Origin of the sequence: Paenibacillus sp. OAE614 (assembly GCF_040546645.1) — a bacterium.
Classification (GTDB): Bacteria; Bacillota; Bacilli; order Paenibacillales; family Paenibacillaceae; genus Paenibacillus_AQ; species Paenibacillus_AQ favisporus.
This window is the reverse complement of sequence record NZ_JBEPOD010000001.1, coordinates 5,294,372-5,320,532: the sequence shown is the minus strand read 5'-3', so window position 1 is coordinate 5,320,532 and position 26,161 is coordinate 5,294,372. Positions and strand designations below refer to the sequence as shown.

Here is a 26,161-nt window from a genome sequence, read left to right as displayed (position 1 = left end):
TATTCAAGGAGGGGATCGTACATGGCAGCTCATTCCATTCAGCAGCCTGCCGTTATCGTAATTACCGGCATTATGGCAAGCGGCAAATCGACGGTAGCGCAGCTGCTCGCCGAGCGGCTCGACAAGTCCGTTCATCTTCGCGGCGACCTGTTCCGGAGAATGATCGTGAACGACCGGAAGGAGGTCGAGCCGGACGCTTCCGAAGAGGAGCTGGGCCAGCTGCTGCTTCGCTACCGGCTTGCCGCGCAGGCGGCGGATACGTACGCCGGGTCAGGGTTTACGGTCGTGGTGCAGGACGTCATCGTCGGCCGGGTGCTGGAAGATTTTTTGTCCTTCCTGCAGAGCCGCCCGGTATATTTGGTGGTGCTGTGTCCCAGCCCTGAGGCAGTGGAGCGGCGGGAAGCGCAGCGGTCCAAAAAGGGCTACGGGGCCTGGACGGTGGACGCCTTAAACCGCGTGCTGCATGATGAAACGCCCCGGTTCGGTTTGTGGCTGGATTCCTCCAGCTTGACGCCGGGGGAGACAGTGGACAAGATCATGTCCGGCATAGCAGAAGCCAAGATTCGTTAAATAACGGCAGGGTATGACATCAATGTTGAGGGGAGAGTCCCAGGCATAAGCCTAAAGGTCTCTCTTTTTTTTGCGCCAAAATGAGGACTGCGGCACTGCCCGCCCTTCCGCTCCCTCATATAAAATCCAAGGTAGGGAAGGGTTTCCTTAACAACCACGGTGTATTTGCACAGCAGTCCCATATTTTACATAATCCGCAATAAGCCATAATAAAGGGATGTTAACCTGAGGAAGCCGCAATCATAATTGCCGGAATGTAAAGGAGGAGTTCGCAAGATGGACAACCCGTATTTCGTCCGCAGGAAAAAGCTCACAGGTCTATTTCTGGCATGGCTGCTGCTGCTGTCCGCCGCCTTGGGATACATGCCCGCACAGGCTGCGGCTGCGGTTCCGCTCACGGTGGCCGAAGCTCTTGCCAAAAACAACAGCGGAGAAACCGCGACCGTTGAAGGCTACATCGTCGGTGAGATGTACAATTCCAAACCGATTTATTCGGGCTTTCAGGACGATTTTAACGTATTGATTGCCGATACACCCGGGGAGAAGACACAGAGCAACATGATCGATGTCCAGATCCCGGCTTCCTACCGCTCCCAGTACGGTCTGAAGACGAACCCCGCCAACGTGGGGAAAAAACTGACCGTTACCGGGCAATTGGCTGCGTACAGCGGCATGGCTGGAATCAAAAGCCCGACAGCAATGTCCCTGGACGGGGAGTCCGGAGAAAATCCCGGCGGAGGCACGCCGAACCCGGCGGATCCGGGCAGCGAAAATATCGGCGTTCCGACGACGCTGCCGGATGGCACGGGGAAAAAGGTGCTGTTCGACGAAACGCACGGACAGACGGCCGGAGCTTCGGACTGGGTCATTGACGGCGCATTTTCAGACTTTGCCGACGGGCTGAGGGATGCGGGCTTCCAAGTGGACGCGCTGCAAAGAACGCTGCCGATGGACTCGCACGCTTTTGACACGCCGGCCATTACGCTGAGCAAACTGAAGCAATACGACGTCTTTATTATCGGCGAAGCCAACATCCCGTTTAAGGCGTCCGAGCAGGCCGCCATGCTGACGTATGTCAAGGAAGGCGGCAGTATATTTTTCATCTCCGACCACTACAATTCCGACCGGAACCTGAACCGCTGGGACTCCTCGGAAGTGATGAACGGCTACCGGCGCGGAGCATTTGGTAATCCGGCCAAGGGCATGTCCACCGCCGAAGCGGCATCGGGCGCGATGCAGGACGTAACCAGCACAGACTGGCTCGGCCAGAACTTCGGCGTGCGCTTCCGCTTCAATTCGGTTGGGGACGTTACCAAAACCGACGCGGTGAAATATGATCAGTCTTTCGGTATTACCGCAGGCGTTAATGATGTGGAGATGCACAGCGGCTCCACGCTGACGATTCTGGATCCGACCCGGGTCAAGGGCGTTGTCTACCTCCCGGAAAATGTGCCGGGCTGGGGCAATGCCGTAGAAAACAGCGACAAGGCAAACTTCCCGAACGGAGGCGTCTATAAAAACGGTGGTATCGCCGAAGGGCCGTTCGCTGCCGTTTCCAAGCTGGAAAAAGGAAAGGCTGCATTCATCGGCGACTCATCGCCGGTCGAGGACCCAACGCCGGGATACGTCCGCGAGGACAACGGCGGCAAGAAAACGACTTACGACGGCTTCAAGGGGGAAGCGCAGGACGCCGTCTTCCTCGTCCAGACGGTAAAATGGCTGGCAGTTCATGAAGATTACGCAACATTCGAAAATCAGGGCATTACGCTTGATGAGCCGACGCCGCTGCTCGGCAAGCTGGAAGAACCGGCAACATCGGCCGAAATTCCAGGAACTGAGCCGTGGACGACGCCGGCCGCAGGGTATAAATGGTATGATCCGACGACTTACAAAGCCGGTTCCTATGGAGCCGGCGGTACGCCGCCCGTCGTTACCATTCCCGATTTGACAACCATCGCGGAAGCGCGTAAAGTGGCGGACAACGATTACGTTACGGTGCAGGGTGTGGTCACGTCGGAGCCGGGAGTTTTTGGCGGCTCAGGATTTTACATGCAGGACGGCACCGGCGGTGTCTATGTGTATCCGAGCAAAGCGACAGGCTACCATGTCGGGGATAAGGTCAAGCTGACCGCGCAAAAGCTGACCTATAACACCGAGGTCGAGCTGGCCAACGAGGTCCAGGTGGCCAAGCTGGACGCCCAGGCCGATATTCCGGCTCCGGTTCCGCAGGCTGCGGCCGCGGTCAATGACAGCAATCAGGGGCAGCTTATTGCGATCAAAAACGCGGCGGTGCAAAACTACGCCACTGTCACGGGCTCCCTGGAATTCGATCTCGTCAGCGGCGGCACGACGAACCGTGTCCGCGTCGACAGCCGGACGGGCATCAGCGCAGATGCGCTGAAGCAGGCCTATCCGGCAGGAACGGCCGTCGATATTACCGGGATCTCTTCGATCTTTAAAGGCGCCTACCAGTTGAAGCTTCTGAAAGAAAGCGATATTCGTCCGGCTGGGGCTGCCGGAGACAATCACGCTCCGGCATTTGCCGACGTGCCTGCCCAGACCGTGAAAGCCGGGCAGCAAGTGACGTTTTCGGTGTACGCCAACGATGAGGACGGAGACGCGTTAAGTTATGAGGCGGTGTCGCTGCCGGAGGGAGCGGCCTTTGATGCGGCTTCCGGAAAATTCACGTGGACGCCGGCTGCGGAAGGCAGCTACACAGCTTCCTTCCGGGTTCAGGACGGAAAGGGCGGTACCGATACGCTCCAGGTCAGCATCACGGTTGAAGCGGCAGGGACGCAGGCGCCGAACTCCGCCGTGCTGACCGGTCCGGCCGCTGCTTCCGCGGGAGCGCAGGTTGATTTGGGCATAGGCATCACCAAGCCGTCGTTTGCCTTTACGGCACTGGACCTGATCGTCAAGTACGATCCGGCCAAGCTGGAATTTGCGACCGTGGCGAATACGGACGGTACGCTGGCACTGGCCGAAGGCGCGGTAAGCTCGTCGCGCACCGGATTTGGCGTGCTGGCCACCGGGGTGAAGCCGGAATCAGGCGAGATCCGCATCATCATGGCCAGCACCGGCCAGGAGAACGCCGTCTCGGAAGACGGGGAGCTGTTGAAGCTCCGCGGCACGTTGAAAGCCGGCGTCTCCGGAAGCGCAGCCGTGTCGGTGTCCGCCTTTAACATTTCGGCGGACGGCAATTCGAGCCCGGTGAACACGGACTCCGCTGCGCTGCAGATCCAGATCGCCACGGCTGACCGGGCGGCGCTGCTTGCCGCCATCGGCGAAGCGCAGAAGCTGGCGGATCAGGCCGTCACGGGAACCGAGCCGGGGCAGTACCCGGCATCGGCGAAGACCGCGCTGCTGTCGGCGATCAGCGGCGCCAAGCGCGTGGCGGACGATGCCGCTGCAACGCAGAAGGCGATCGACGATGCGCTGACTGCTCTGAAAGCGGCGGTCAGCACGTTCAAGAACGCCGTCATCCCGGTTCCTTCGATTCCGGTGGACAAGTCGGCCCTCACTTCGGCGATTGCCTCCGCGCAGATCATCTATGACCGGGCGGTCACAGGCGATAAGGTCGGCCAATATCCGGCTGCGGCCAAGGCCGAACTGCTGTCGGCCATCCAGGCGGCGAACGCGGTCAAAGGCAGCTCTACCGCGACGCAAAATCAGGTGGATTCGGCTGCGGCTGCACTCGGCAGCGCCGTAACCACCTTCCAGAAGAAGCTGATCACGCTGGTACCTGGTGCGGTGCAGATTACGGTGCAGGATTTGTCCATCCTCGCCAAGTACTACGGCATCCAGTCAACGGATCCCAACTGGAGCCGCGTTGCTCCGGCGGACCTGTTCAGCGAAGGCGAAATTTCGATCCGTTCGCTGGCTGCGGTAGCGCAGATGATCATCGGCAGCTGGTACGCGAAGTAATGGGATAGAGAACCGGAAGGTTTTCAAGCCCGGCTCATACGCTGTGCCATGTCTCGCATGATTCATGCGGGTATTGGGACCGTATCGGGATGGATATCATCCAATGGATATGGTCGTAAGCAGCATTAGAAATCAACTGCTTAGAAAAGGATACAATCGCAGGAGCGGTGCAGGCTGCTCCTGCGATTTTCAATTCATGGAAAGAGGGCTGGACGTATGCCACGAAAACAATCTACCCGCTATGCCGCATGGGCTGTAGCCATTTGTGTCGGACTCATCGGATCAGGAAACCCCGCAAACGCTGCAGTTTCCGAAGTACGAATGGCTGGCAGCTCCCCGGTTGTCACGACCATGGCTGCTGCAGGAACCGCCGCCGCTGCAGAGGTCCCTTCCTTGTCACTGGGGGCAACTTCCAATGGCTCCAAGGTGACGGTCACGGTGACCTGCGAGCAGCTGAAGGACTTGTATGCGTATGAGCTGACGCTCAGCTTTGACCCGGCGAAGCTGGCTTTCCGCACCGCTTCCTCGGGGACATCCGGCTTTTCGGTCGAACCGATTGTCAAAAACAACGAAATCCGTCTGGCCCACACCAAAGTAGGAAAAACAGCCGGAGACAGCGGCAAGCTTCAGCTCGCCGTCATTGAGTTTACGGCGCTGCAGGCGGCTACGTCCCGAGTGGCCGTGGAGAGCGCCAAATTGGTGGATTCCGCTCTCCGCTCATCCGAGATGTCCGTCAAGCCGGAAATCACGGTCCGGCCGGGCAAAGCGGAAGGAACGCCGGGCTCTTTCCGGGATATCCGCGGCCACTGGGCGGAGCAGCCAATTCTGAATGCGGTCCAGCAGGGATGGGTCAGCGGATATCCCGACGGCACGTTTCAGCCGGGCAAGGAAGTGACCCGGGCAGAGTTCGCCAGCATGATGATGCGTGCGGTCTCGATGGGTCAGACGGCCGGCTCGCAGGCGCTGGCTTTTTCCGACGCGAAGAAAATTCCGGCCTGGGCGCTGGCCTCTGTTCAGGATGCCGTGTCGCGCGGCATCATGAACGGTTATGCCGACGGCACGTTTGGGCCAAGCCGGCTCATTACCCGGGCCGAAATGGCGGCGATGACCGTCAGGGCGTTCGGTACCGGAACACCGGGCGGTGCGGGAAGTTTGAATTTTGCCGACCGCGGTCAAATTCCGGCCTGGGCCAAGCCGTATATCGCATCAGCGGTGGAGAAAGGAGTCATGCATGGAAGAGCGGGCAGCCTGTTCGCCCCGAACGCGCACGCAACGCGGGCTGAAGCGGTTGCCGTGATCCTGTCGGTGCTTGAGCAGCGATAAGTGCTGCCGCGAGTCCGTTCAGTGCTTGCTGCAGGCTCATCAATGCCTGCCGTCTGTCATTTTAAATGGCTCGGATATACCGAAAAATGTCCATTTCCAGCCCCATATCCAAATTTTTAATCCATGGAAATAAAAAGCTATTAAAAAACTGAAACACTTTTGGATACATTTATGCTATAATGATGAAAACAATGTAAGTTGCATGAAAAAAATAAAAATAAATGAATATGGATCTTCGGGGTAAGGTGAAATTCCTGACCGGCGGTGAGCGTCTCTTCTTGTGGTGAAGACGGCGTCAAGCCCGCGACTCGCAGCTTTAGCAATAAGGCGGCGACTGACCTGGTGGAAATCCAGGGCCGACGGTAAAGTCCGGATGGGAGAAGATCAAAGAATAGGCATGTGCGAAATTTTGACATTTCCGCAAGCTTATTTGATCAACCCCCGATGTGTCGATTGATGTCGATCTCGGGGGTTTTCCAATGTTGACTCCGTATTCAGGGATAGGGGAACTGGAGTATGGAAAATGTAAGCAGCAATATCAAGGTCCGGCCCGCGGTAAGCGGGAAGGCCGAACGCAGCAAATCCGGCTTTTGGCTGGTCGTGCTGGGTGCAGCATTGTGGGGAGCGGATCCGCTGTTCCGGATCATTTTGCTCAAAGAACATATGACGGCAACGCAGATCGTGCTCATCGAGCATATTTTGCTGGTGCTGTTCGTCGCACCGATGCTGTGGAAACATCGGAGCGAGTTGAAAGGCCTGAAACTGCGCCATATCGGCGCGCTGCTCTTCCTGTCGTGGGGCGGCTCAGCGATTGCAACCATCCTGTTTACGCAGGGTCTGTCTTCCGGGAACTTGAACGCAGTCGTTCTGCTGCAGAAGCTGCAGCCGATCTTCGCCATTCTTATGGCCAAACTGCTGCTGCGTGAGAAGCTTCCGAAGCATTTCACCTGGCTGTTCATCGTGGCGCTGGCCGGAACGTATTTGTTGACCTTCGGCTTCACGTTTCCGTTCGGGCATGTAAATGATTTCGTCAAGGTCGGCAGCTTGTTCTCGCTGGGTGCCGCGGCACTGTGGGGCGGTTCCACGGTCATGGGTCGTTTGATGGTCGGAAAAATGGAGTATGAGACGGTGACTTCGCTGCGTTTCATCTTGGCGCTGCCTTTGCTGATCGGGATTACCATCAATCAGGGAGATCCTTGGCAGGTGCATACCGACGGGGGAACGCTGGCTGCAGTGTCGATCAACATGCTGGGGCAGGCGCTTCTGCCGGGACTGTTCAGCTTGATGGTGTACTATAAAGGGCTGACGACGACGAAAGCATCGGTGGCGACGCTGGCGGAACTGAGCTTCCCGATGGTGAGCGTGCTGATCAACTGGATCGTATTTCATCAGGTCGTGACGCCAACACAAGCGGTCGGATTTATCCTGATCTGGGCGGCGCTGTTCGCAATTTCCCGCAAGAGCGCGGCTTAAAGCTTACAAGCCAGTCCAGGATTTAAAGACGCAATTTCATATAGGTTTGAAAAGCGGTTCCTGCTGGTGGCAGGGGCCGTTTTTTGTTTGGAAGGGAAGGGCAAACCGTGCGAAGGATTTCAGTAACTTTTTTTCAGCACATTTAAAAAATAAATCAGTCATCATTTCCAAGCGATCCCTCATACATTTTACGGAAAGCGCTTGCAGAACACGTTTTAGCCGCATGAGTCCGTCAGCCCGCGCCGTACTTTTTCGTGAAGGGTATGCGGTTTCCTCGGAATGAAGAGGTTTGGTTTCTTCGGACCATGGGGCACGAACCTTCCGATCTGAAGACGTGAAATCTGCATCACGCTTGCATGTATATAAAATGAGCTAAAGGCGAAGTGCTGTCCCTGTCTTAGTTCAATTTATGTAGATGTGAATTGGAGGAAATGGGGGAGTTTACATGAAGCTGAAATTAGCTTCCAAGCCGCTCATGGCCCTTTTCGTGGCGGCGACCGTGATGATCGCGGGCTGCCAGACCGTGCAGCCGCCTTCCGCAACGGGAACGACAACGCCGCCGGCGCAAGGGGAAACCAAGCCGGCTGATCAGGGAGAAAAAGCAACGGAGCCCTCGACGACCGAGCCCGCGGCGAACCAGCCGGCAACGAGCGGAGACGCCAAAGAAACGCCGAGAAATGAAACCCTTTACATTAACGGAATTCAATGGGGGCCGCCATCCAACTTTAACCTGCTGAGCGGCAATCCGGCCTTCCCGATCAACTATGGTAACTCGAGAGAGCTGGTCTACGAGACGCTGTTCATGATCAACCAGCTGGACGGCAAGCTGGAGCCGCTGCTCGGCACCAAATACGAGTGGACCGACGACATGACATTGCATATCGAGCTGAATAAAGACGCCAAGTGGAGCGACGGCCAGCCGTTTACGTCCGATGACGTCGTGTACACCTACCAGCTCGGCAAAAAATACGACATCAACTGGAGCAACTACTGGGCCTACATTGCGGATGTCACAGCGGACGGCCCGAATGCGGTCAAGATCATGCTGAACAAAGACAACCCGAACCGCTTGACGGTGCTTGACAGCATCGAGCTGATCCCGATGATGCCCAAGCATATCTGGGAAGAAATCGAGAAGAAGTCAAACAACGATCTGGCGACGATCCGCAAGGAAGTCAACGCCAATCCGGTAGCCACCGGCCCTTACAAAATCTACTTCTACAACGACCAGAAAATCACGATTGTGCGCGACGACAATTACTGGGGCAAGTCGCTCTTCGGCAAGCTGCCTGCTCCGAAATATATTACGCACGTCATCTACAAGGATAACGCCGCCGGCGATTTGGCCTTCAAGAGCGGACAGGTGGACGTCTCCCAGCAGTTCATCCCGCAGGTATGGAACATGTGGAAGAACGGCGCTCCGATCAAGACCTATCTGAAAGACGCACCTTATTATGTACCGGGCTCCATGCCGTCGATCTTCTTTAATTTCTCGAAAAAAGGGCTGGATAACCCGGACGTCCGCCGCGCGATCGCGATGAGCATCGATTACAAGAAAATTTCCGACCTCGCGATGAGCGGCTACTCTGCCGCGATGCAGCCGTCCCTGACGCTGAACACGGACGCGGAGTCCAAATACGTCGATCAGGCAGCGATCAAATCGCTGCAGTGGACGACCGACGTCAAGGCGGCCAACGAGCTGCTCGACAGCATCGGCGCCAAAAAAGGCAAGGACGGCATCCGCGTGCTGAACGGTACCCGCCTCGGGCCATTTGAAGTGGAATGCCCGTACGGCTGGTCCGACTGGAATGCGGCGCTGGAGATCGTGGCCCAGAGCGCCAAAGCGATCGGCATCGAAATCCGCACGAAGTTCCCGGAAGCGCCGGTATGGACAAACGACCTGCAAACCGGCAAGTTCGACATCATCATGAACACGCCTGCGGGCGGCGTCAATCCGAGCCAGCCGTGGAGCAGAGCGCATGACATCATGTATTCCAAGGAAGTGGCTCCGCTCGGCGAAATGGCGTTCTGGAACTGGGGCCGTTACAAAAACGACAAGGCCGACCAAATTATCGACAAAATTCCGAGCGTCACCGATCAGGCCGAACTCAAAGCCTTGTACACGGATTTGACGAAAATCTGGCTGACCGACATTCCGTCCATTCCGCTCATGTACCGTCCGTGGGTGTTCCATACGGTCAATGAATCGGTATGGAAAGGCTTCCCCGTCGACGGAGACGGAAGCAACATTCCTCCGCAAATCGCCATGGACGGGGCGGGCATCCGGGCGCTGTACCAGATCCACAACTAAGCCCAAGGAAGCGGCCTGCATGGGAGGCTCCCGGCACTGCCGGAGCGCCATGCGGGCCCTCTTTTCCAAGACGCATCCACCGCCGATCCAAAGATCAAGGGAGGGACCTTCTTGAATGCCTATGCCAAATATTTCGTAAAAAAGTTGTTCTGGTACCTGGTGACGCTCGTCATTGCCGTTTCCCTGAATTTTTTCCTTCCGCGCATGATCGAGGGGAACCCCGTCGCCATGATCGTCTCACAGATGACCAAAGGGATGACGGACAGCGATACGATCAAACGGGTCTACGAGACGTTCATTCAGGAGTTTGGTGTTGACAAGCCGCTCTGGCAGCAGTTTCTGATCTATGTCCAAAACCTGTTTACCGGCAACCTCGGCACCTCGTTCGGCCTGTATCCGAAAAAGGTGACGGACATCCTGGCTTCGGCGGTGCCGTGGACGATCGGCCTGCAGCTGCCGGCGATTCTGGTAGGCTGGATTCTGGGCAACGTGCTCGGAGCCGTGGCTGCCTATAAAAAAGGCGTGTTCGACAAGGTGATTTTTCCGGTAGCCCTGTTCGTGAACTCGATTCCCTTTTTTACGCTGGCCATCATCATGCTGTACGTATTCGCCCTGACGCTGGGGTGGTTCCCGCTGTCCGGAGGGTATGATTTTCAAATGATTCCGCAGCTCAGCTTCGAATTTATCGGCTCGGTTATCCGCCATCATACGCTGCCGTTTCTCTCGATCGTGCTTGTCACCATCGGGGGCCAGGCGATCGGGATGCGGGAGATGTCCATTTACGAGCTGAATGCCGACTATGTGCTGTACAGCAAGCTGCTCGGGATCCGCGATTCGCGCATCTCCAGATACGTATTCCGGAACGCCATGCTTCCCCAAATTACCGGATTGGCCTTGTCCATCGGCACGATGGTAGGCGGTTCGCTCATCTGCGAAATCGTGTTCAGCTACCCGGGCATCGGCACCTGGCTGTTTACGGCCATCCGTCAGCTCGATTATCCGCTCATTTCCGGCTGTACGCTGCTGATCGCGCTCTCTGTTCTGCTGGCTAACTTTACGATTGATATCATTTACGGTTTTATCGATCCGCGGATCAAAGCCTCGCAAATGGAGGACCAGTAATATGAAAAACTCCTTCAACATTCTCATCAAGTCCCCAAAATTCATGTTGGGGGCGGGAATATTCATCGTTATGCTGGCGCTGGTGCTCATCTTCCCGATGATCAACAAAAAAGATCCGCTGGAGATGATCGCCCTGGCGTTTCAGCCGCCGAGTTCGCAGCTGTGGCTCGGTTCGGACAATTTCGGGCGGGATCTGTTCCTGGAGCTGATGTACGGCATCCAGACCTCGATCCGGGTCGGTCTCATCGCAGGCGTGTTCGCCACGGCCATCGGCCTCATTATCGGCCTCGCTTCCGGCTACATCGGCGGCATCGTGGATAATTTGCTGACGTCGATCACGAATATTTTTATCGTCATTCCGTCGTTTATTATTCTGATCCTCATCTCGGTCAGCATCAACTCGCGCAGCTCGCTCGTGACGGCGATCATTATCGGCATCACCAGCTGGCCGTGGACGGCCCGGGCCGTCCGGGCGCAGACCAGCTCGCTCCGCAACCGGGACCATGTTCATATCGCCAAAATTTCCGGACACAGCACGCCCCGGATCATCGTTTTTGAAATTTTGCCCTACATCGCGTCCTATGTCGTGATGGCGTTCGTGCTGCAGACCGCGTCCGGCATCCTGTCGGAGGCCTCCATTTCGATGCTGGGGCTGGGGCCGTACAACACGATCTCCCTCGGCATCATCATGAACTGGGCGCTCGTCTTCGAGGCACCGGTGGCGGGGGCATGGTGGGCGTTTATCCCCGCGGCGCTGTCAATCGCGCTGATCACGTTCTCGTTGTATATGATGAACACGGGCATGGACGAAATTTTTAATCCGAAAATAAGGAGCTAGGCCGATGACTACAAACATTCTGGAAGTTAGCGGACTGAAAACCTATTATAAAACCCGGCTTAAGGAAAAAGTGTTTGCCGTCGACGGCGTCGATTTCGTGCTGGAAGAAGGAAAGACGCTCGGCATCGCCGGCGAATCCGGCTGCGGCAAGTCGACGCTGGCGCTGAGCCTGATGGGATTTTATTTTCCGCCGCTCCATTACGGCAGCGGTTCGATCCAAATCCACGGCCGCGACATTATGAAGCTGAGCAAGGAGCAGCTGCGCACGCAAATTTCCGGGCGGGAAATCGCGTATATTCCCCAGGCCGCCATGAATGCCCTCAATCCGACGCTGCGGATCATCCGCTTTATTGAGGATATTATGAAGGAGCACCGGCCAGAGCTCACCAAGAAACAGGTGTGGGACATGGCCGTGGAGCGGTTTGAAACGCTTAATCTGTCGCCCAAGGTGCTGCGTTCCTATCCGAACGAGCTCTCCGGAGGAATGAAGCAGCGGACGGTCATTGCGATTTCCACCATTCTGAATCCGAAGGTGCTGATCGCCGATGAACCGACGTCCGCGCTGGACGTGACGTCGCAGAAGGCCGTCATCAAGCTGATGAAGGACCTGCTCGACAAGCAGTTCATCCGCTCGCTGGTATTCATCACGCATGAGCTGCCGCTCTTGTACCACGTCACCGACGACATTATGGTCATGTACGCGGGAGAAATCGTGGAGCGCGGCACGGCCGAGCAGATGATCTTTGATCCGCTTCATCCGTATACGAAAAAGCTGATGGGTTCCATCATCGTTCCGGAGGAGGGGATGAAGGGGCACAAGCTGGCGGCCATTCCGGGCACGCCGCCGAATTTGAAGCATGTGCCCGCCGGCTGCCGGTTTGCCGAGCGGTGCTCTTACGCCCAGGATATTTGCAGGGAAAACAATGTGGCGGTGCAGGAAGTGGACGGCCGCCAGTACCGGTGCCATTTTGACACAGGAACGCTGAAGGAGTGGTATGCGAATGAGCAGTCGTGACCTGTTGATCCGCGGCAGAGGCATTACGAAAGTATTCGGGTACGGGGCGGCCAAAACGACGGCGGTCGATACGGTGGACTTCGATTTTCATAAAGGCGAAATCATTTCCATCGTGGGCGAGAGCGGCAGCGGCAAAACCACCCTTGCCAAAATCATCATGGGTCTCTTAAAGGAGTCGGGGGGCAGCATCGATTACAAAGGACAACCGAGAGTGCTCCGCCGCCATGCTGACCGGAAAAAGTACTGGAAAGACATTCAGGCGATTTTTCAGGACCCGTTCTCGTCCTTTAACCTGTTCCAGCGGGTAGAGAAGCTGCTGCTCAGCTGCATCCGGCTGCAGGGGCTGAAGCTTACCAAGGATGAGCAGTTCAATAAAATGAAAGAGGCCTGCTCTTTCGTCAACCTGAAGTTCGAGGAGCTGTACAACAAGTATCCATTTGAGCTGTCCGGCGGGCAGATGCAGCGGCTCATGATCGCCCGGATTTTTATGCTTCACCCGAAGGTGCTGATCGCGGATGAGCCCACCTCAATGGTCGACGCCTGCTCCCGGTCCACCATTCTCGACATGCTGCTGAAGCTGAGGGATGAGAACGAGATGACGATTATTTTCATCACGCACGACGTTGGGCTCGCCTATTACGTGAGCGACACGATCTACATCATGGAGAAGGGCCAAATCGTCGAGAGGGGACCGGCCGAGGACATTATTCTGAACCCGCAGCACGCCTATACGAGGCAGCTGATCAGCGACGTGCCGAAAATCCATACGGCCTGGGATTTGGGCTAGGTTACATCGGCGCCGTGTAGCGGCCGCCTTCCTGCACGACGCGAAATGCGCCGCCGTCCTGCTGCAGCACGGCCAGGTTCGATCCTTCCGCGCCCCACCATTCATATCCAAGCGTATAGCCAGGCCCGGAACGGGTGACAAATAAGACGTAGAACAGCTGCGGGTCCATCTGCCCGCCGTCGTCGACGCGCCAGGTGGAGCTCGGGTCATCCGTTCCTTCAAAATCGCGAAACAGCAGCGTATCCGGGGTGATCAGCACGAGGCTGGCCAGCGGCTTGCCGCCATCCTTGTCGTACTGGACGATACCCAGCTGCACGTCAGGATCGATTTGTCCGATAAGCCCCTGGCTGTGGATGTTCCGGCCTTTGGCTTGCTTGATCCGGGCCGTTGCCTCTTCGGGCAGGCTTCCCTCCGCATGCTCCACCTGCAGAAATTCATGCCCTGCAAAAGCGTCTTTTTGTGCGAGAACGACGCCTGCGTCCGGATCCGCTGGAGTTACCGGGGAAGAGAGGCGGAACAAATCGCCTTCATCATGGTCGAAATTGTACCGGCTCTGCCTGCCGTTATCCTGATCCGACCGGGCCTGATGCTTCGTGAAGCGGATGTCGGCCAGCTCACCCGGCGCGATGACCGCTTGTGTAAACTGCTCCCGTGGTGTTTGCTGCTTGCCTTCCGGGTCGGCTCAAGAATCCTGCTGCCGGCGGCGTCCAAATAGCCGAACATCAGCTGGGAAGACTGCAGCCGCCCTGGAGTTTCTGCTTTGGCTTCGCCGTCGTGGCTGCTTGAAGGCTGATGGCTCCCGGCATCAGGGGTGGAAGCAGGGGGATCAGCTGCGGTGGCGGGAGGTTTTTCGTTGATTCCCTCCGTGGAATTCACGGTTCCGGCAGGCATTGGGTCAGCCGGTGGTGTGTTATCCGCCGAAGGCTTGTGGCTTTCGCAGCCCGTGGCGATACAGATGGACAGCAGCAGGATGCCGGCGATTTTTTTCAAATTCAATCACTTCCTTTCCGAAGCTTGGTGTGCTGGATGTTTCATCCACGCGGTTTACAGATCGCACGGATTGTTTTAAAATAAAGACGATTACAAGTTGTATACAAGTATACTTGGAGGCAGAGGCAGGTTAGAGCACAGCACAATCAAACTGGAAGCGTTTCTTTTTCGGAGAACCATAGGTCTTCGTGGTAAAAGACGCATTCCGGTTCTTCGTTGTTGCATGGTTCTTTTGAAAAACGGAAAAAATCGGATTGCGGCACACGGCTGCCGGTCAAAAGGTTGAGTGTTGAGGTCTGCGGCTGAGGCAGGCTTCCGGAGAGCAGGTCCCTAACCATGGATGCGGCGGTCGGTTGTATGATAGAATCGGTAGCGTACGTCATTGTACATACATTGATTTAGGAGAGTTGTCTCATGCTGCGTTATCCTTCATCCTGGCTGCAGGGTGTTTCCTTGGGAGAGTCGATCGCATCCGAGCTGAGGCTGCAGATTATCAGCGGCCGGATCAAGCCGGGTGAAATTATTTCAGAGAACCGGGTGGCCGCCGATTTCGGGACAAGCCGTTCCCCCGTCAGAGAAGCCTTGAAATCGCTCTCGAGCGAAGGGCTGATCCGGCTCGAACGGATGGGTGCCGTCGTCGTCGGACTGAGCCTGACCGATATTGTTGAATTGTACGATGTCCGCTTCCTGATCGAGAGCTTCGTTCAGCAGCGGCTGGCCAAGATGGACCGGGATCAGCTGCTGGTTACGCTGCGCCGGATCGTTGACCGGATGGAGCTTGCGGTAAAGCATCAGGACGCCGTCGAATTCTCGTATCAGGACTTGTCCTTTCACGAGGCGATTATTGCGGCAGCGGACCATAAGCGCATTTTGCATTTATGGAACAGCATCCGGCCGATCGTGATGACCGTCATGCTGATTACGACGGAAGAGATTTTTTCCAAAGGGGAAGCGAAGCTCGGGTCCGTGATCGGCAAGCATCAGAAAATTATGGACGGTCTGGCCTCCGGCGACGAGGACGAAATCCAGAAGCTTGTACAGGAGTATTTCGCCGATTCGCGCCAGACGCTGCACCGCAGCCTGACGGATTTTTAAAGCGCTTCGTCCGGCCTTTCATTCTGTTGTATGAACCAAAAGGGGCTGCTTGCGGGCAGCTTCCGCCTCATGTTGTCGACAAGTATGCAAGTATTTAAAATCAAAGCTTGGAATAATGGGTATCATATGTGAAAAACATCATGTACGAACAAAAGGAGGACAACCCATGTCCAGTATATTCGGTATGAGCCATAATTGGACGCTCATTGTGTGGACACTGATCGCCATTGCATTTCTTATTGTGTTTATTGCCAAATTCAAGTGGAATCCGTTTGTGACCTTGCTGTTGTCCGCCCTGCTGCTCGGATTCCTGACCGGCATGAAATCGATGGATATTATCGATTCCGTGACCAAGGGGCTTGGCGGCACGCTCGGAACGATTGCGATCGTCATCGGTCTCGGCACGATGCTGGGCAAAATGATGGCCGAATCCGGCGGCGCCGAGCAGATCGCCACAACCCTCGTGAACCGGTTCGGAGAGAAACGCGTTCACTGGGCGATGATGATCGTCGGCTTTATCGTAGGAATCCCGGTATTTTTTGAGGTCGGCGTCATCCTGCTGATCCCGATTATTTTTACCGTCGCCCGTAAAACGAAAATGTCACTGCTGCAAATCGGTATTCCGATTCTGGCCGGTCTGTCCACCGTACACGGACTTGTGCCGCCGCATCCGGCCCCGATGATCGCCATTGATGCCTATCAGGCGAATTTGGGGAAAACGATTTTGTACTCCCTGATTGTAGGCATTCCGACAGCGATCGTGGCCGGACCGCTCTTTGGTAAATGGATCGGCAGACGCATCCAGGTCGAGCCGCCTGCTGAGCTGGCGGAGCAGTTCTCCAGCAGCAGCACGCGCAAGCTTCCTGGCTTCGGCATTACGCTGCTGACGATTCTGATGCCGGTTATCCTGATGCTGATCGGTTCGATCGCCTCGATCGTTGACCCGGATGCTTCGAGCGGTTTTACGCTGTTCTGCGAATTTATCGGTAACGAAATTATTGCGCTTCTGATTTCGGTCGTGTTTTCTTTCTTCTCCCTTGGCTTCGCCAGAGGATTTACGAAAGAACAAATATCCAAGTTTACGAGCGAATGTCTGGCGCCGACAGCCACGATCATTCTGATCATCGGCGGCGGCGGGGCGTTCAAGCAGGTGCTCATTAACAGCGGCGTAGGTGACGCCATTGCCCAAATCGCAACTTCGGCTCACATCAACATTATTTTGTTTGCATGGTTCGTTGCCGCACTCATCCGTGTTGCAACCGGTTCCGCCACCGTGGCCATGACCACGACTGCGGGGATCGTCGCACCGGTGCTTGCCTTGAGCCCGGCAGCCAATGTCGAGCTCGTCGTGCTGGCGACCGGAGCTGGCTCGCTCGTCCTGTCGCATGTCAACGACGCCGGCTTCTGGATGGTCAAGGAATTCTTTAACATGTCCGTTCCGCAGACGCTGAAATCCTGGACTGTCATGGAAACGCTGTTGTCGATCGTTGCATTGATTATCATCCTGGTGCTCAGTCTGGTAGTATAAGGATATGTCTAGTGAAGAAGAAAGAAGGTTGAAACATGAGCAGTAATATGATGATCGGAATCGATATTGGAACGACGAGCACCAAGGCCGTTCTGTTCGAAGAAAACGGAAAGGTTGTGGCCAAGGGAAGTGAAGGCTATCCGCTGCTGACACCGACATCGTCCATCGCCGAGCAGGATCCGGATCTGATATTTACGGCCGTGATCCATTCGGTCAAGCAGGTGATGGATACAAGCGGAATTCGCCCGGAGCAGGTGATGTTCGTCTCGTTCAGCTCGGCCATGCACAGCGTCATTCCGGTCGGCCAGGACGGGAAGCCGCTGATGAACTGCATTACGTGGGCGGATAACCGCAGCGCGAAATGGTCCGAAGTATTGAAGAACGATATGAACGGACATGAAATTTATCTGCGCACAGGTACGCCGATCCATCCGATGTCCCCGCTGACCAAATTGATGTGGCTGCGTCATGACAATCCGGACATTTTCGAAAAGACGTCCAAGTTTATCTCGATCAAGGAGTACGTATTCGCCAAGCTGTTCAACAGGTACGTCGTCGACCATTCGATAGCCTCCTGCACGGGCCTTATGAACCTGAACAAGCTGGATTGGGACGAGGAGGCGCTGCAGGTTGCCGGTATTACGCCAAGCCAGCTGTCCGAGCTTGTTCCGACTACTTACCGCATGGATGGGCTGGATAAGACGTTTGCCGCCGAGATGGGGCTCGATCCATCCACGCCGTTTATCGTAGGCGCGAGCGACGGCGTGTTGTCCAATCTGGGCGTCAATGCGATCGAGCCTGGTGTCGTTGCCGCCACCATCGGTACCAGCGGAGCAATCCGCACCGTGGTCGATCATCCGGCGACGGATCCGAAGGGCCGCATTTTCTGCTACGCCCTGACGGAGAAGCTGTGGGTGATCGGCGGTCCCGTCAACAACGGCGGCATGCTGTTCCAATGGGTACATGATGAACTGGCCGCATCCGAGATCGAGACTGCCAAGCGTCTCGGTATCGATTCGTACGACTTGCTGACACGGATTGCGGAACAGGTGAAACCGGGATCCGACGGGCTGTTGTTCCACCCTTATTTGACCGGGGAGCGCGCACCGCTCTGGAACCCCGACGCCCGCGGATCGTTCTTCGGCCTGACGATGCACCACCGCAAGGAGCATATGATCCGCGCCGTCCTTGAAGGCGTCATTTTCAACTTATATACCGTACTGCTGGCGATGGAGGAACGCATCGGGCGTCCGGCCAAAATCCACGCGACCGGCGGTTTTTCCCGTTCCCCGCTGTGGCGCCAAATGATGGCCGACATCTTCGATCAGGAAGTTGTCGTGCCGGAGAGCTTCGAGAGCTCCTGCCTGGGCGCCGTCGTGCTCGGCCTGTATGCCATGGGCAAAGCCGATTCGCTGAGTGTCGTCTCCGGCATGGTCGGATCAACGCATCAGCATACGCCGGTGAAGGAGAACGCACAGATTTACCATCAGCTGCTGCCGATCTTTATTAAAATTTCACGCAACCTGGAAGAGGAATATAAGGCGATCGCCGATTTTCAGCGCAGCCTGTTCTAATCCAAAAGAATGCCTGTACAGCGTTTGAAACTGCTGTGCAGGCTTTTTTTGAATAAATATAGTTTACAACAGAACATATATTCGCTAATCTGGATATGGGGGTATTTTCCATTATGATACCGCCCTTACATGATCACAAGGGGATGTGTAACCATGGACCAACAAACGATGGGTATGCAGACAGAACCGAAGAAGCTGTTGGGGAAAACGATTCAAGTCAGGCTTGTCTCGGACCTGAAGCAATCGCAGTTATATTACCGGGATAGGCTCGGATGCCAAGTGGATGATTGGGGGCATGCTGAACGGGACGGTATGATTTTTATTCTGCAGCAGGCGGCCTCGCCCGAGGATGTTAAACCGAATGCGGTTTCCGCCAAACGAAGGGACTACCCTACAGAATGGCATGGGCCGGAGTATGGGTGGGATACGTTTGTACATATGGAATGGGAAGATCTGGACATCTACCTTGAAGAAGTGCGCAGCAGAGGCGCGAACGTGGCGATCGAACCGCATACCGGTTCGCACGGAGGCTTTGCATTCAAGAACGCCTGCCTTCTTGACCCGGATGGCTACAGCATCGTCCTTGGAGCGATGCGCAAAGCATAGTCTTTCCGTCGAACAAATGGCCACAGCGACTTTATAACTAAGGAGGGGCTTCATTCATGGCGTCGATGAATACAACGAATCATCAACCCGAAGGAATGAAAACAGTAAATCCCTATTTAATGGTGGAACAGGTGCAGCGTTTGGTTGAATTCATAGAATCGGTGTTCAATGGAAAACTAAAGTATAAACTCGACAGACCGGATGGATCTGTGATGCATGCTGAGATTGCACTCGGGGATTCCGTTATTATGGCTGGTGAGCCCAATGCAGATTTTGGTGCTTTTCCAGCTTCGCTGTATGTGTATGTTGCCGACTGTGACAGTGTCTATGAGCGAGCCATTCGGAATGGAGCCATATCGGTGATGGTTCCGGCCGATATGAAGCATGCCGGTGAGAGGTACGGCGGGGTCAAGGACCCCTTCGGAAACATCTGGTGGATTGCCACCCATGTTGAAGATTTGACCCCCGAGGAGCAGGCCAAGCGGATTCGGGAGATGTATAAGTAACTGCAACCAGGTGTCAATGGATTTGTCAGAGCGGTGTTTAGCAGCAGCTATAATGAACAAATTTGGTCTGGTCCTTATCAGCTTACCTTGACAAAGACTTTTCTGAAGCGTGAAATCTGCGTCCGTACACTTGGAGCTGCAGCCTCCTCCCTATTCGTTTGAAATCGCCTCATGCATACTGGCGAAGGATCTCCCGCGCCTGCTCACGAATCCCTTCTACAAGCTCGCGCGGCTCGATGACTTTAACGGTAGTACCCAGTTGAAAAAAGTAGCCGGTCACGAATTCCAACTCGCGCTGATCGATGACACTTTCAATGTAACCTTCATCCGGGCTAACCTCCACGATATAAGGCTCCAGCCATGGCTGGCTGCGGCACTGTCTCAAGCCTTCACGGGTCAGTTCTACATATAAACGGACGGGCGACTCCGGCGTCAGTGCCATGCTGCGGTTGAGCCAGTCCGGCAGTTCCATCTGTGGCTCAAACGCTTGCTTCGTTTGCTCCATGGACACGATCCGGTCTGTACGAAACAGCCGGATTTCGCCATGAGCCTGATCGAACGCGGGCATGTACCAGAAGCCGTCGCTGGCGTAAATACCGATCGGAGCCACTTCCCTCACTGTATTTTCCAGCTTCGACACATATTCGATTTTAAGCAGCCGGTGCGCGGCGGCCGCCTCGATGATTTCCTTTAGAAATGGAGACGAGACGGTCCTTTTTTGATTCCAAAAGGTGATTACCGAATCCAGGCCGTCTATTTTTCTTTTCGTATCGTCAGGCAGGCTTGCGTACAGCTTCCGGGAGACGGAATCGATATGAATATCAAAAGGAAGCGATTGATAGTACTTCAATGCCTGAAAAGCAAAAAAGATAGCAAATGCTTCTTCTTCATTAAACATGATCGGCGGCAGTGTCCGGTTGGGGAGTGCCCGGTAACCACCGCTTCTTCCTGGTTCCGTATAAAGCGGGACGCCCATATCGGCAATATCCGTAAGATAGCGGTGCGCCGTTCGGACAGAAATGCCAAATTCATTCGCGACATCCTGAGCGGTAAAACTGCGTTTGGCATTGACATACAGGATTAAATCAAACAGTAATTTGGCTTTGCTCACAAAAGCTCCTCCTCTTCACTTAACCATGACAGTTTCTGGCATGGTTTTAGCATATACTATTTTATACAAATCGCAAGAGGAGGAATCCACATGATCAAAGAAGATGACATTCGCGTCGTCGGCGGAAGAGAAAAAAATCTGAAGGGAGTTCATGTGACGATCCCCAAAAAGCAGATTACGGTATTTGTAGGCGTATCCGGCTCCGGCAAATCGGCGCTTGTTTTCGATACGATCGCAGCGGAGTCGCAGCGGCAATTCAACGAATCGTACTCCAGCTTCATCCGCAACCGGCTCCCTCATTATGGGCAACCGGAGGTGGATGCCATTGAGCATTTGCCGGCGGTGATCGTCATGAATCAAAAAAGGATCGGCGGGAATGCGAGATCTACCGTCGGCACGGTCACGGATATTTATGCGCTGCTGCGGTTGTTGTTTTCCCGGATCGGTACTCCTTTCGTCGGGTATTCCGACGTGTTTTCCTTTAACAACCCCCAGGGCATGTGCCCGGACTGCGAAGGCTTGGGGAAAGTGAAAGACATCAACGTCGGCCGGTTGATCGATAGGGAAAAATCGCTTAACGAGGGGGCTATTCTGTTCCCGACCTTCATGCCCGGCGACGTCAGGTGGAAAAGGTACGTGTGCACCGGCCTGTTCGATAACGACAAAAAGCTGAAGGATTATACGGATGAGGAGATGGATACGCTGCTCCATAAAAGCGGGTTCAAGCCGCCAAATCCAACGGAGGGGTGGCCGCCGACGTCTCTCTATGAAGGGGTCATTCCGCGCATTAAACGTACTTATCTATATAAGGATTCGAGAGATGCTAAAAGATATCAGGAGGCGATTGACCGCATCGTGAGCGAGAAGCTGTGCGCTTCATGCCGCGGCGGCCGCCTGAACCCACGCGTGTTGTCCTGTAAAATTAACGGAAAAAGCATCGCCGATTGTGCGGGTATGCAGGTTAGCGAGCTTATCAGGTTTATACGTTCCATCCGCGAGCCTGAAGTGCAGACGGTGACGGACGAAATCGTCAAGCGCCTTGGCAATTTGCTGGCGGTAGGCCTTGGCTATTTAAGCATGAATCGCGAAACACCAAGCCTGTCGGGCGGTGAATCGCAGCGGATCAAGATGGTGCGTCAGCTCGGCAGCAGCTTATCCGATTTGCTGTATATTTTTGACGAGCCCAGCATTGGACTCCATCCGCATGATGTCAACACCATCAACCGATTGCTTAAGCAGCTGCGGGATAAAGGCAACACCGTTCTGATTGTCGAGCATGATCCGGATGTGATCGAGATTGCTGACTATATTGTTGAAATGGGGCCGCGTGCCGGAACCCACGGTGGAGAGGTCGTATTTCAGGGGAGCTTTCATGAGCTGTTGTCATCCCCGACATTAACTGCGGGGTACTTAAACCGGAGCCTTGACTTCAAAAGGGAGGTCAGGAAGCCTGGCGGTTGGCTCGTCATCGAGCATGCGACTATGAATAATCTCAAAGATATTAGCGTTCGAATTCCGGGCGGCGTGATGACCGTTGTTACCGGAGTAGCGGGATCCGGAAAAAGCACGTTGATTCGTCAGGTTCTTCCGAGGTACTACCCCGAGGCGATTTTCATTGACCAAGGCGCGATCCACGCCTCCAACCGGTCCAATCTGGCCACCTATACGGACATCTTCGACACGATCAGAACTTTGTTCGCCAAGGAAAACCGCGTCAACGCTTCGCTGTTCAGCTTCAACTCCGAAGGGGCTTGTCCCCACTGTAAGGGCTTGGGGATCATATCTACCGATCTCGCCTTTATGGATACGGTCTCCAGCATCTGCGAAGCATGCGAAGGAAAGCGTTATACAGAACAGGTGCTGTCCTATCGGTTCCGCGGGAAAAGCATCAGCGACGTTCTGGCCATGACCGTGGAGGATGCGCTCAACGTGTTTCATGAAAAAGAAATTGAAACGCCGCTCAAAAGACTGAAGGAAGTAGGTCTCGGTTATTTGACCTTAGGACAACCTCTGAGTACGTTATCAGGAGGTGAATTGCAGCGGGCCAAGCTGGCCGCGGAGCTGGAGGGAGAAGGGACCCTGTATGTCCTGGACGAGCCGACCACCGGACTGCATATGTCTGATGTCGAGCTCCTGATCGGCCTCATGAACCGCCTCGTGGAGCGGGGCAGCACCTTGATCGTGATCGAGCACAATTTGCAGGTGATCCGTCAGGCTGACTGGATGATCGACCTCGGCCCTGGGGCCGGAGAAGAAGGCGGCCAGGTGATGTTTGAAGGCATACCGAAAGATAGTATCGATTGCAGCGCCTCGATCACTGGAAGGTATTTAGGGCTTTAGCGAGGATGCTTGGTTCAAAGGACGTTTGTTTCAAATGTACCGGAGAAAATTTACGGTGTAAGGGGATCCCGACGATTCTACGAATTGTCGGGATTTTTTTAGCCGGGCTTTTTAGTCGATAGACTATTTATCTTTTAGGTCTGTTTCTTATGCCAGTTGCACCAGGAGGAAAAGGGGATTGAGGCGTAAAGTTTACGTGCCGCCTTTGAATTCGTGTTGTGACCACCCAATAAAATCCCAAACAACACGAATTTAACAGCGGCTGAAGCCCAATGCCCGTTCCTCCCACGCGCTAAAAGTCGAAGTCCAGGCATCTCCACATCTCAGGTCTACCCGAGCCGAATTCAAAGCGGCTGAAGCCCATGCCCGCTCCTCCCACTCGCTAAAAGTTGAAGTCACGGCCTGTTCCACGCGCTAAAAGTCGAAGTCATGGCCCGTTCCCACGCATCAAAAGTCGAAGTCCGGGTACATTCATCCCCGCATCGTCCATCCTAAGTCCATGCGTTCCCCCTCAAAATTGGGTATATACATTCCAAGAGATTATTCATCCGTTGAACATAAAGGAGGTGCTCCTTATCCTGGCCGCTCATTGCCGCCCAAGGCACAGGGTAAGGAAATGCTGTGGAAATTGTGAAAATCATATTCGTTGTTCTGCTCATCGCATTAACCGCGTTCTTCGTCGCCTCCGAATATTCGGTGATCCGGGTCAGAGTGTCCCGCATTAACCAATTGGTGACCGAAGGCAATAAAAATGCCCGCGCGGTCAAACATATCATTTCCCGCCTGGACGAGTTTCTGTCCGCCTGCCAGCTCGGAACGACGCTGACCTCGATGGCTCTCGGCTGGCTGGGGGAATCCACCGTGGAGCGAATGATCCATCCGCTGTTTGAGCTCATGCATACGCCCGAGTCGGTGGAGAGCATCGTGTCGTTCATTATCGCCTTTTTGATACTGACCTACTTTGAAGTTGTGATCGGGGAACTCGTGCCGAAAAGCTTTGCGATCCAGATCGCTGAACCGATGGCATTGTTTTTCGCCCGTCCGCTGATTATTTTTTACAAAATCACGTATCCCTTCAACTGGATTCTGAGCCGTTCCTCGCGCGTCATTACCGGCATTTTCGGGGTTAAGCCCATATCGGAGGAAGACGCTGCATTAAGCGAAGCTGAGCTCCGTTTTGCGCTCACCGAAGGGTATCGCAGCGGCGAAATTACGCCGACCGAGTACCGCTACCTTAACAACGTCTTTGATTTCGACGAACGGGACGCACGGGAAATCATGGTGCCGCGGACTTCCATCCGTTACGTCTCCCACGATGCGACGGTCCGGGATGTCCTGGATGTCATCGAGAGCAAAACGTTCAATTACCTGCCGGTTGCGGTAGATGGAGATAAGGATCGCGTAACCGGGATTATCCACGTCAAAGAAATGCTGCACCAAGTCGTCCGGCGCGTAACCGGCGAAGACGAGAAGATTACGCCTTTTATCCGTCCGGTTCTGCAGGTGATAGAAACCGTTCAGGCGAGAGATTTGCTTGCTCAGATGCAGAAGGCGGGCATCAATATGGCGGTGCTGATGGACGAGTACGGGGGAACGTCGGGTTTGGTCACGATGGAGGATATCCTGGAGGAGATTGTGGGAGATATTCCTTCGGGCTCCGGCGGCCCGCAGCCAGCGGGATCTCTGCTGATCACGAAGCTAGAGGACAACCGCTACCGCTTTCAGCCGCAAGCCCTCATCCATGAAGTGAACAAAAAGCTGGGGACCAATATCCCGGCGGGGGACGAAGTGTACACGATCGGCGGCTGGCTGCTGTCGCAAAAGTTCGATCTTGCCGAAGGGGACGTCATCCGGCAGGACGACTGCGAATTTGCCATTCGGCGCATGGAAGGACCGATGATCCGGGAGATCGAGGTCGTTAAGCACGAACCCGAGCCGGAGCTGCCGGAAGCAGGGGAGGACTAACGGTTTGAGTTTAGGAGCTCTATACAGTGGTGAGTGGTGAGCTTGGGAGTGACGAAGACAAACGTAAGAGGGCCTTTCGGGACAGCCGGAGGCCCTTTCTTGCTCTAATAACCCTCATACACTTCTCGCACCATCTCCCCCAGCCGCTCATACGCGGCCGGACTTGCCGTATACACCATCAGCTGCAAATCCGGACTCCCCGAAGGCTGGAGGTTGATATACTCGAATTCCAGCAGGCCGATCCCGGCAACCTCCCACCGTTTGTAACAATCCGATGCCTGGCTGATGTCCTGGCGGCCCCAGTAGAACCGGAACGGTTCACTCGTTTCCAGCAGCTCCTGAATAAGCGCCTGCACATCGGGGTCTCCCGGGTAGCGGGCACAATCCGCCCGGAACCTTGCAATCATGACCTGCACCTTCTCGTCCCGCTCCGCTTCGTTCATGCGCCGGGTGGATTCAGTCAGGAACCGTATCAGCCAGTTTGGCCTGGCGGTATGGTCTGTGAACACGGGCAGATCGAATACGAGCTCGGCGGCGCGGTTCCATACGAGCAGATCCCATTTTCGGTCTATGACCAGCGCCGGATTCGGGTCTAGAGACCGGACTGTTCTCTCCAGCCCGGCAGGCAGGAGCGGTGCTTCATTCGTTCCCGCGGAATCCTGCGCTTTGACAAGTCGATGCAGATACTGCCGTTCATATTCATTCAGATTTAATGCCCGGGCCAGGCTGTCCAGCACCTGGTCGGACGGATTTGTCTGCCTGCCCTGCTCGAGAGCGGTATACCATGAGATACCGATATGCGCGAGCTGAGCCACTTCTTCGCGGCGGAGTCCCGGGGTCCGGCGCCTGCCCAGTGAGGGTAAACCCACATCCGATGGATGCAGCTGCTCCCGGCGTGCGCGCAAAAACGCGCCCAATGTGAATCCGGCCGATGCTTCATTCATGCAGCAAAACCTCCTTATCCTGACACTGCCAATGGTACGTTACGCACAGGAGGGCAGCGCTTTTTTGAATGATTCATAATGTTGGAGAACGACCTTCCGGATGCCTAGCTGGATGTATCGATCCGGGATAGGGCCCGGC

20 protein-coding genes and 1 riboswitch are annotated in these 26,161 nt (G+C 55.2%); of the genes, 16 read left to right on the top strand and 4 right to left on the bottom strand.

The features are described 5' to 3' along the window. Window positions 1-21 precede the first annotated feature (21 nt). From ABIE48_RS24565 to ABIE48_RS24525, 9 genes are all read left to right on the top strand, one after another. A complete protein-coding gene (locus ABIE48_RS24565; RefSeq protein WP_192717396.1) occupies window positions 22-570 on the top strand; it encodes an AAA family ATPase in 549 nt (182 codons plus the stop codon). A gap of 276 nt (window positions 571-846) precedes the next feature. After that, window positions 847-4,494 (top strand): DUF6359 domain-containing protein, encoded by a 3,648-nt coding sequence (locus ABIE48_RS24560; protein ID WP_192717395.1) that lies wholly within the window; start codon window positions 847-849, stop codon window positions 4,492-4,494. A gap of 216 nt (window positions 4,495-4,710) precedes the next feature. Further along, the gene (locus tag ABIE48_RS24555; protein ID WP_192717394.1) at window positions 4,711-5,817 is read left to right on the top strand and encodes an S-layer homology domain-containing protein; all 1,107 of its coding nucleotides are present in this window, start codon (window positions 4,711-4,713) and stop codon (window positions 5,815-5,817) included. Window positions 5,818-6,044: 227 nt separating this feature from the next. Beyond that, window positions 6,045-6,206: riboswitch (FMN riboswitch) on the top strand. 127 nt (window positions 6,207-6,333) lie between these two features. Next, window positions 6,334-7,290, top strand: coding sequence for a DMT family transporter (locus ABIE48_RS24550; protein ID WP_145029507.1), 957 nt, complete (start codon window positions 6,334-6,336; stop codon window positions 7,288-7,290). A 445-nt stretch (window positions 7,291-7,735) separates the two neighbouring features. Beyond that, on the top strand, window positions 7,736-9,601 hold the full coding sequence (locus ABIE48_RS24545) for an ABC transporter substrate-binding protein (RefSeq protein WP_192717393.1): 1,866 nt from the start codon (window positions 7,736-7,738) through the stop codon (window positions 9,599-9,601). 111 nt (window positions 9,602-9,712) lie between these two features. After that, entirely contained in the window at window positions 9,713-10,723 is a 1,011-nt protein-coding gene (locus ABIE48_RS24540) for an ABC transporter permease (RefSeq protein ID WP_076173597.1), read from the top strand. 1 nt (window position 10,724) lies between these two features. After that, a complete protein-coding gene (locus ABIE48_RS24535) occupies window positions 10,725-11,561 on the top strand; it encodes an ABC transporter permease (RefSeq protein ID WP_089548533.1) in 837 nt (278 codons plus the stop codon). A 4-nt stretch (window positions 11,562-11,565) separates the two neighbouring features. Next, on the top strand, window positions 11,566-12,576 hold the full coding sequence (locus ABIE48_RS24530) for an ABC transporter ATP-binding protein (RefSeq protein ID WP_192717392.1): 1,011 nt from the start codon (window positions 11,566-11,568) through the stop codon (window positions 12,574-12,576). Beyond that, entirely contained in the window at window positions 12,563-13,363 is an 801-nt protein-coding gene (locus ABIE48_RS24525; protein WP_076173600.1) for an ABC transporter ATP-binding protein, read from the top strand. The genes ABIE48_RS24530 and ABIE48_RS24525 overlap by 14 nt, the downstream gene beginning before the upstream one ends. A gap of 1 nt (window position 13,364) precedes the next feature. Here ABIE48_RS24525 and ABIE48_RS24520 read toward each other — a convergent pair whose 3' ends face one another. Next, window positions 13,365-13,883: a hypothetical protein gene (locus ABIE48_RS24520; protein ID WP_354519818.1), complete on the bottom strand. Its 519-nt coding sequence runs from the start codon at window positions 13,881-13,883 to the stop codon at window positions 13,365-13,367. Then, window positions 13,859-14,353, bottom strand: a complete 495-nt coding sequence (locus ABIE48_RS24515; protein ID WP_354519816.1) for a hypothetical protein — start codon at window positions 14,351-14,353, stop codon at window positions 13,859-13,861. The genes ABIE48_RS24520 and ABIE48_RS24515 overlap by 25 nt, the downstream gene beginning before the upstream one ends. A 417-nt stretch (window positions 14,354-14,770) precedes the next feature. Between ABIE48_RS24515 and ABIE48_RS24510 the strand changes: the two genes are divergently transcribed. The 5 genes from ABIE48_RS24510 (at window position 14,771) to ABIE48_RS24490 (ending at window position 19,662) form a co-directional block, all read left to right on the top strand. After that, the gene (locus ABIE48_RS24510; protein ID WP_076173742.1) at window positions 14,771-15,448 is read left to right on the top strand and encodes a GntR family transcriptional regulator; all 678 of its coding nucleotides are present in this window, start codon (window positions 14,771-14,773) and stop codon (window positions 15,446-15,448) included. Between the two features lie 166 nt (window positions 15,449-15,614). Beyond that, on the top strand, window positions 15,615-16,976 hold the full coding sequence (locus ABIE48_RS24505) for a GntP family permease (RefSeq protein ID WP_076173603.1): 1,362 nt from the start codon (window positions 15,615-15,617) through the stop codon (window positions 16,974-16,976). 35 nt (window positions 16,977-17,011) lie between these two features. Beyond that, window positions 17,012-18,550 carry a gluconokinase gene (gene gntK / locus ABIE48_RS24500; protein WP_192717389.1) on the top strand — a complete coding sequence of 513 codons (1,539 nt, stop codon included), beginning with the start codon at window positions 17,012-17,014 and terminating at the stop codon, window positions 18,548-18,550. 153 nt (window positions 18,551-18,703) lie between these two features. Further along, the gene (locus ABIE48_RS24495) at window positions 18,704-19,156 is read left to right on the top strand and encodes a VOC family protein (protein WP_192717388.1); all 453 of its coding nucleotides are present in this window, start codon (window positions 18,704-18,706) and stop codon (window positions 19,154-19,156) included. 56 nt (window positions 19,157-19,212) lie between these two features. Continuing rightward, entirely contained in the window at window positions 19,213-19,662 is a 450-nt protein-coding gene (locus ABIE48_RS24490; RefSeq protein WP_192717387.1) for a VOC family protein, read from the top strand. 169 nt (window positions 19,663-19,831) lie between these two features. Here ABIE48_RS24490 and ABIE48_RS24485 read toward each other — a convergent pair whose 3' ends face one another. Continuing rightward, window positions 19,832-20,773, bottom strand: coding sequence for a helix-turn-helix transcriptional regulator (locus ABIE48_RS24485; protein ID WP_192717386.1), 942 nt, complete (start codon window positions 20,771-20,773; stop codon window positions 19,832-19,834). Between the two features lie 93 nt (window positions 20,774-20,866). Between ABIE48_RS24485 and ABIE48_RS24480 the strand changes: the two genes are divergently transcribed. Further along, a complete protein-coding gene (locus ABIE48_RS24480) occupies window positions 20,867-23,113 on the top strand; it encodes an ATP-binding cassette domain-containing protein (protein WP_354520701.1) in 2,247 nt (748 codons plus the stop codon). Between the two features lie 621 nt (window positions 23,114-23,734). Further along, a complete protein-coding gene (locus tag ABIE48_RS24475) occupies window positions 23,735-25,078 on the top strand; it encodes a hemolysin family protein (protein WP_192717384.1) in 1,344 nt (447 codons plus the stop codon). Between the two features lie 104 nt (window positions 25,079-25,182). Here the strand turns inward: ABIE48_RS24475 and ABIE48_RS24470 are convergent, their stop codons facing one another. After that, window positions 25,183-26,022: a helix-turn-helix transcriptional regulator gene (locus ABIE48_RS24470; RefSeq protein WP_192717383.1), complete on the bottom strand. Its 840-nt coding sequence runs from the start codon at window positions 26,020-26,022 to the stop codon at window positions 25,183-25,185. Window positions 26,023-26,161 lie beyond the last annotated feature (139 nt).

Bases quoted from the DNA above. Each gene is read 5' to 3' on its own strand.
- ABIE48_RS24530 (WP_192717392.1), top strand. From the start codon at position 11,566: ATGACTACAAACATTCTGGAAGTTAGCGGACTGAAAACCTATTATAAA.
- ABIE48_RS24550 (WP_145029507.1), top strand. From the start codon at position 6,334: ATGGAAAATGTAAGCAGCAATATCAAGGTCCGGCCCGCGGTAAGCGGG.
- ABIE48_RS24565 (WP_192717396.1), top strand. From the start codon at position 22: ATGGCAGCTCATTCCATTCAGCAGCCTGCCGTTATCGTAATTACCGGC.
- ABIE48_RS24525 (WP_076173600.1), top strand. From the start codon at position 12,563: ATGAGCAGTCGTGACCTGTTGATCCGCGGCAGAGGCATTACGAAAGTA.
- ABIE48_RS24505 (WP_076173603.1), top strand. From the start codon at position 15,615: ATGTCCAGTATATTCGGTATGAGCCATAATTGGACGCTCATTGTGTGG.
- gntK (WP_192717389.1), top strand. From the start codon at position 17,012: ATGAGCAGTAATATGATGATCGGAATCGATATTGGAACGACGAGCACC.
- ABIE48_RS24535 (WP_089548533.1), top strand. From the start codon at position 10,725: ATGAAAAACTCCTTCAACATTCTCATCAAGTCCCCAAAATTCATGTTG.
- ABIE48_RS24490 (WP_192717387.1), top strand. From the start codon at position 19,213: ATGGCGTCGATGAATACAACGAATCATCAACCCGAAGGAATGAAAACA.
- ABIE48_RS24560 (WP_192717395.1), top strand. From the start codon at position 847: ATGGACAACCCGTATTTCGTCCGCAGGAAAAAGCTCACAGGTCTATTT.
- ABIE48_RS24545 (WP_192717393.1), top strand. From the start codon at position 7,736: ATGAAGCTGAAATTAGCTTCCAAGCCGCTCATGGCCCTTTTCGTGGCG.
- ABIE48_RS24555 (WP_192717394.1), top strand. From the start codon at position 4,711: ATGCCACGAAAACAATCTACCCGCTATGCCGCATGGGCTGTAGCCATT.
- ABIE48_RS24495 (WP_192717388.1), top strand. From the start codon at position 18,704: ATGGACCAACAAACGATGGGTATGCAGACAGAACCGAAGAAGCTGTTG.
- ABIE48_RS24470 (WP_192717383.1), bottom strand. From the start codon at position 26,022: ATGAATGAAGCATCGGCCGGATTCACATTGGGCGCGTTTTTGCGCGCA.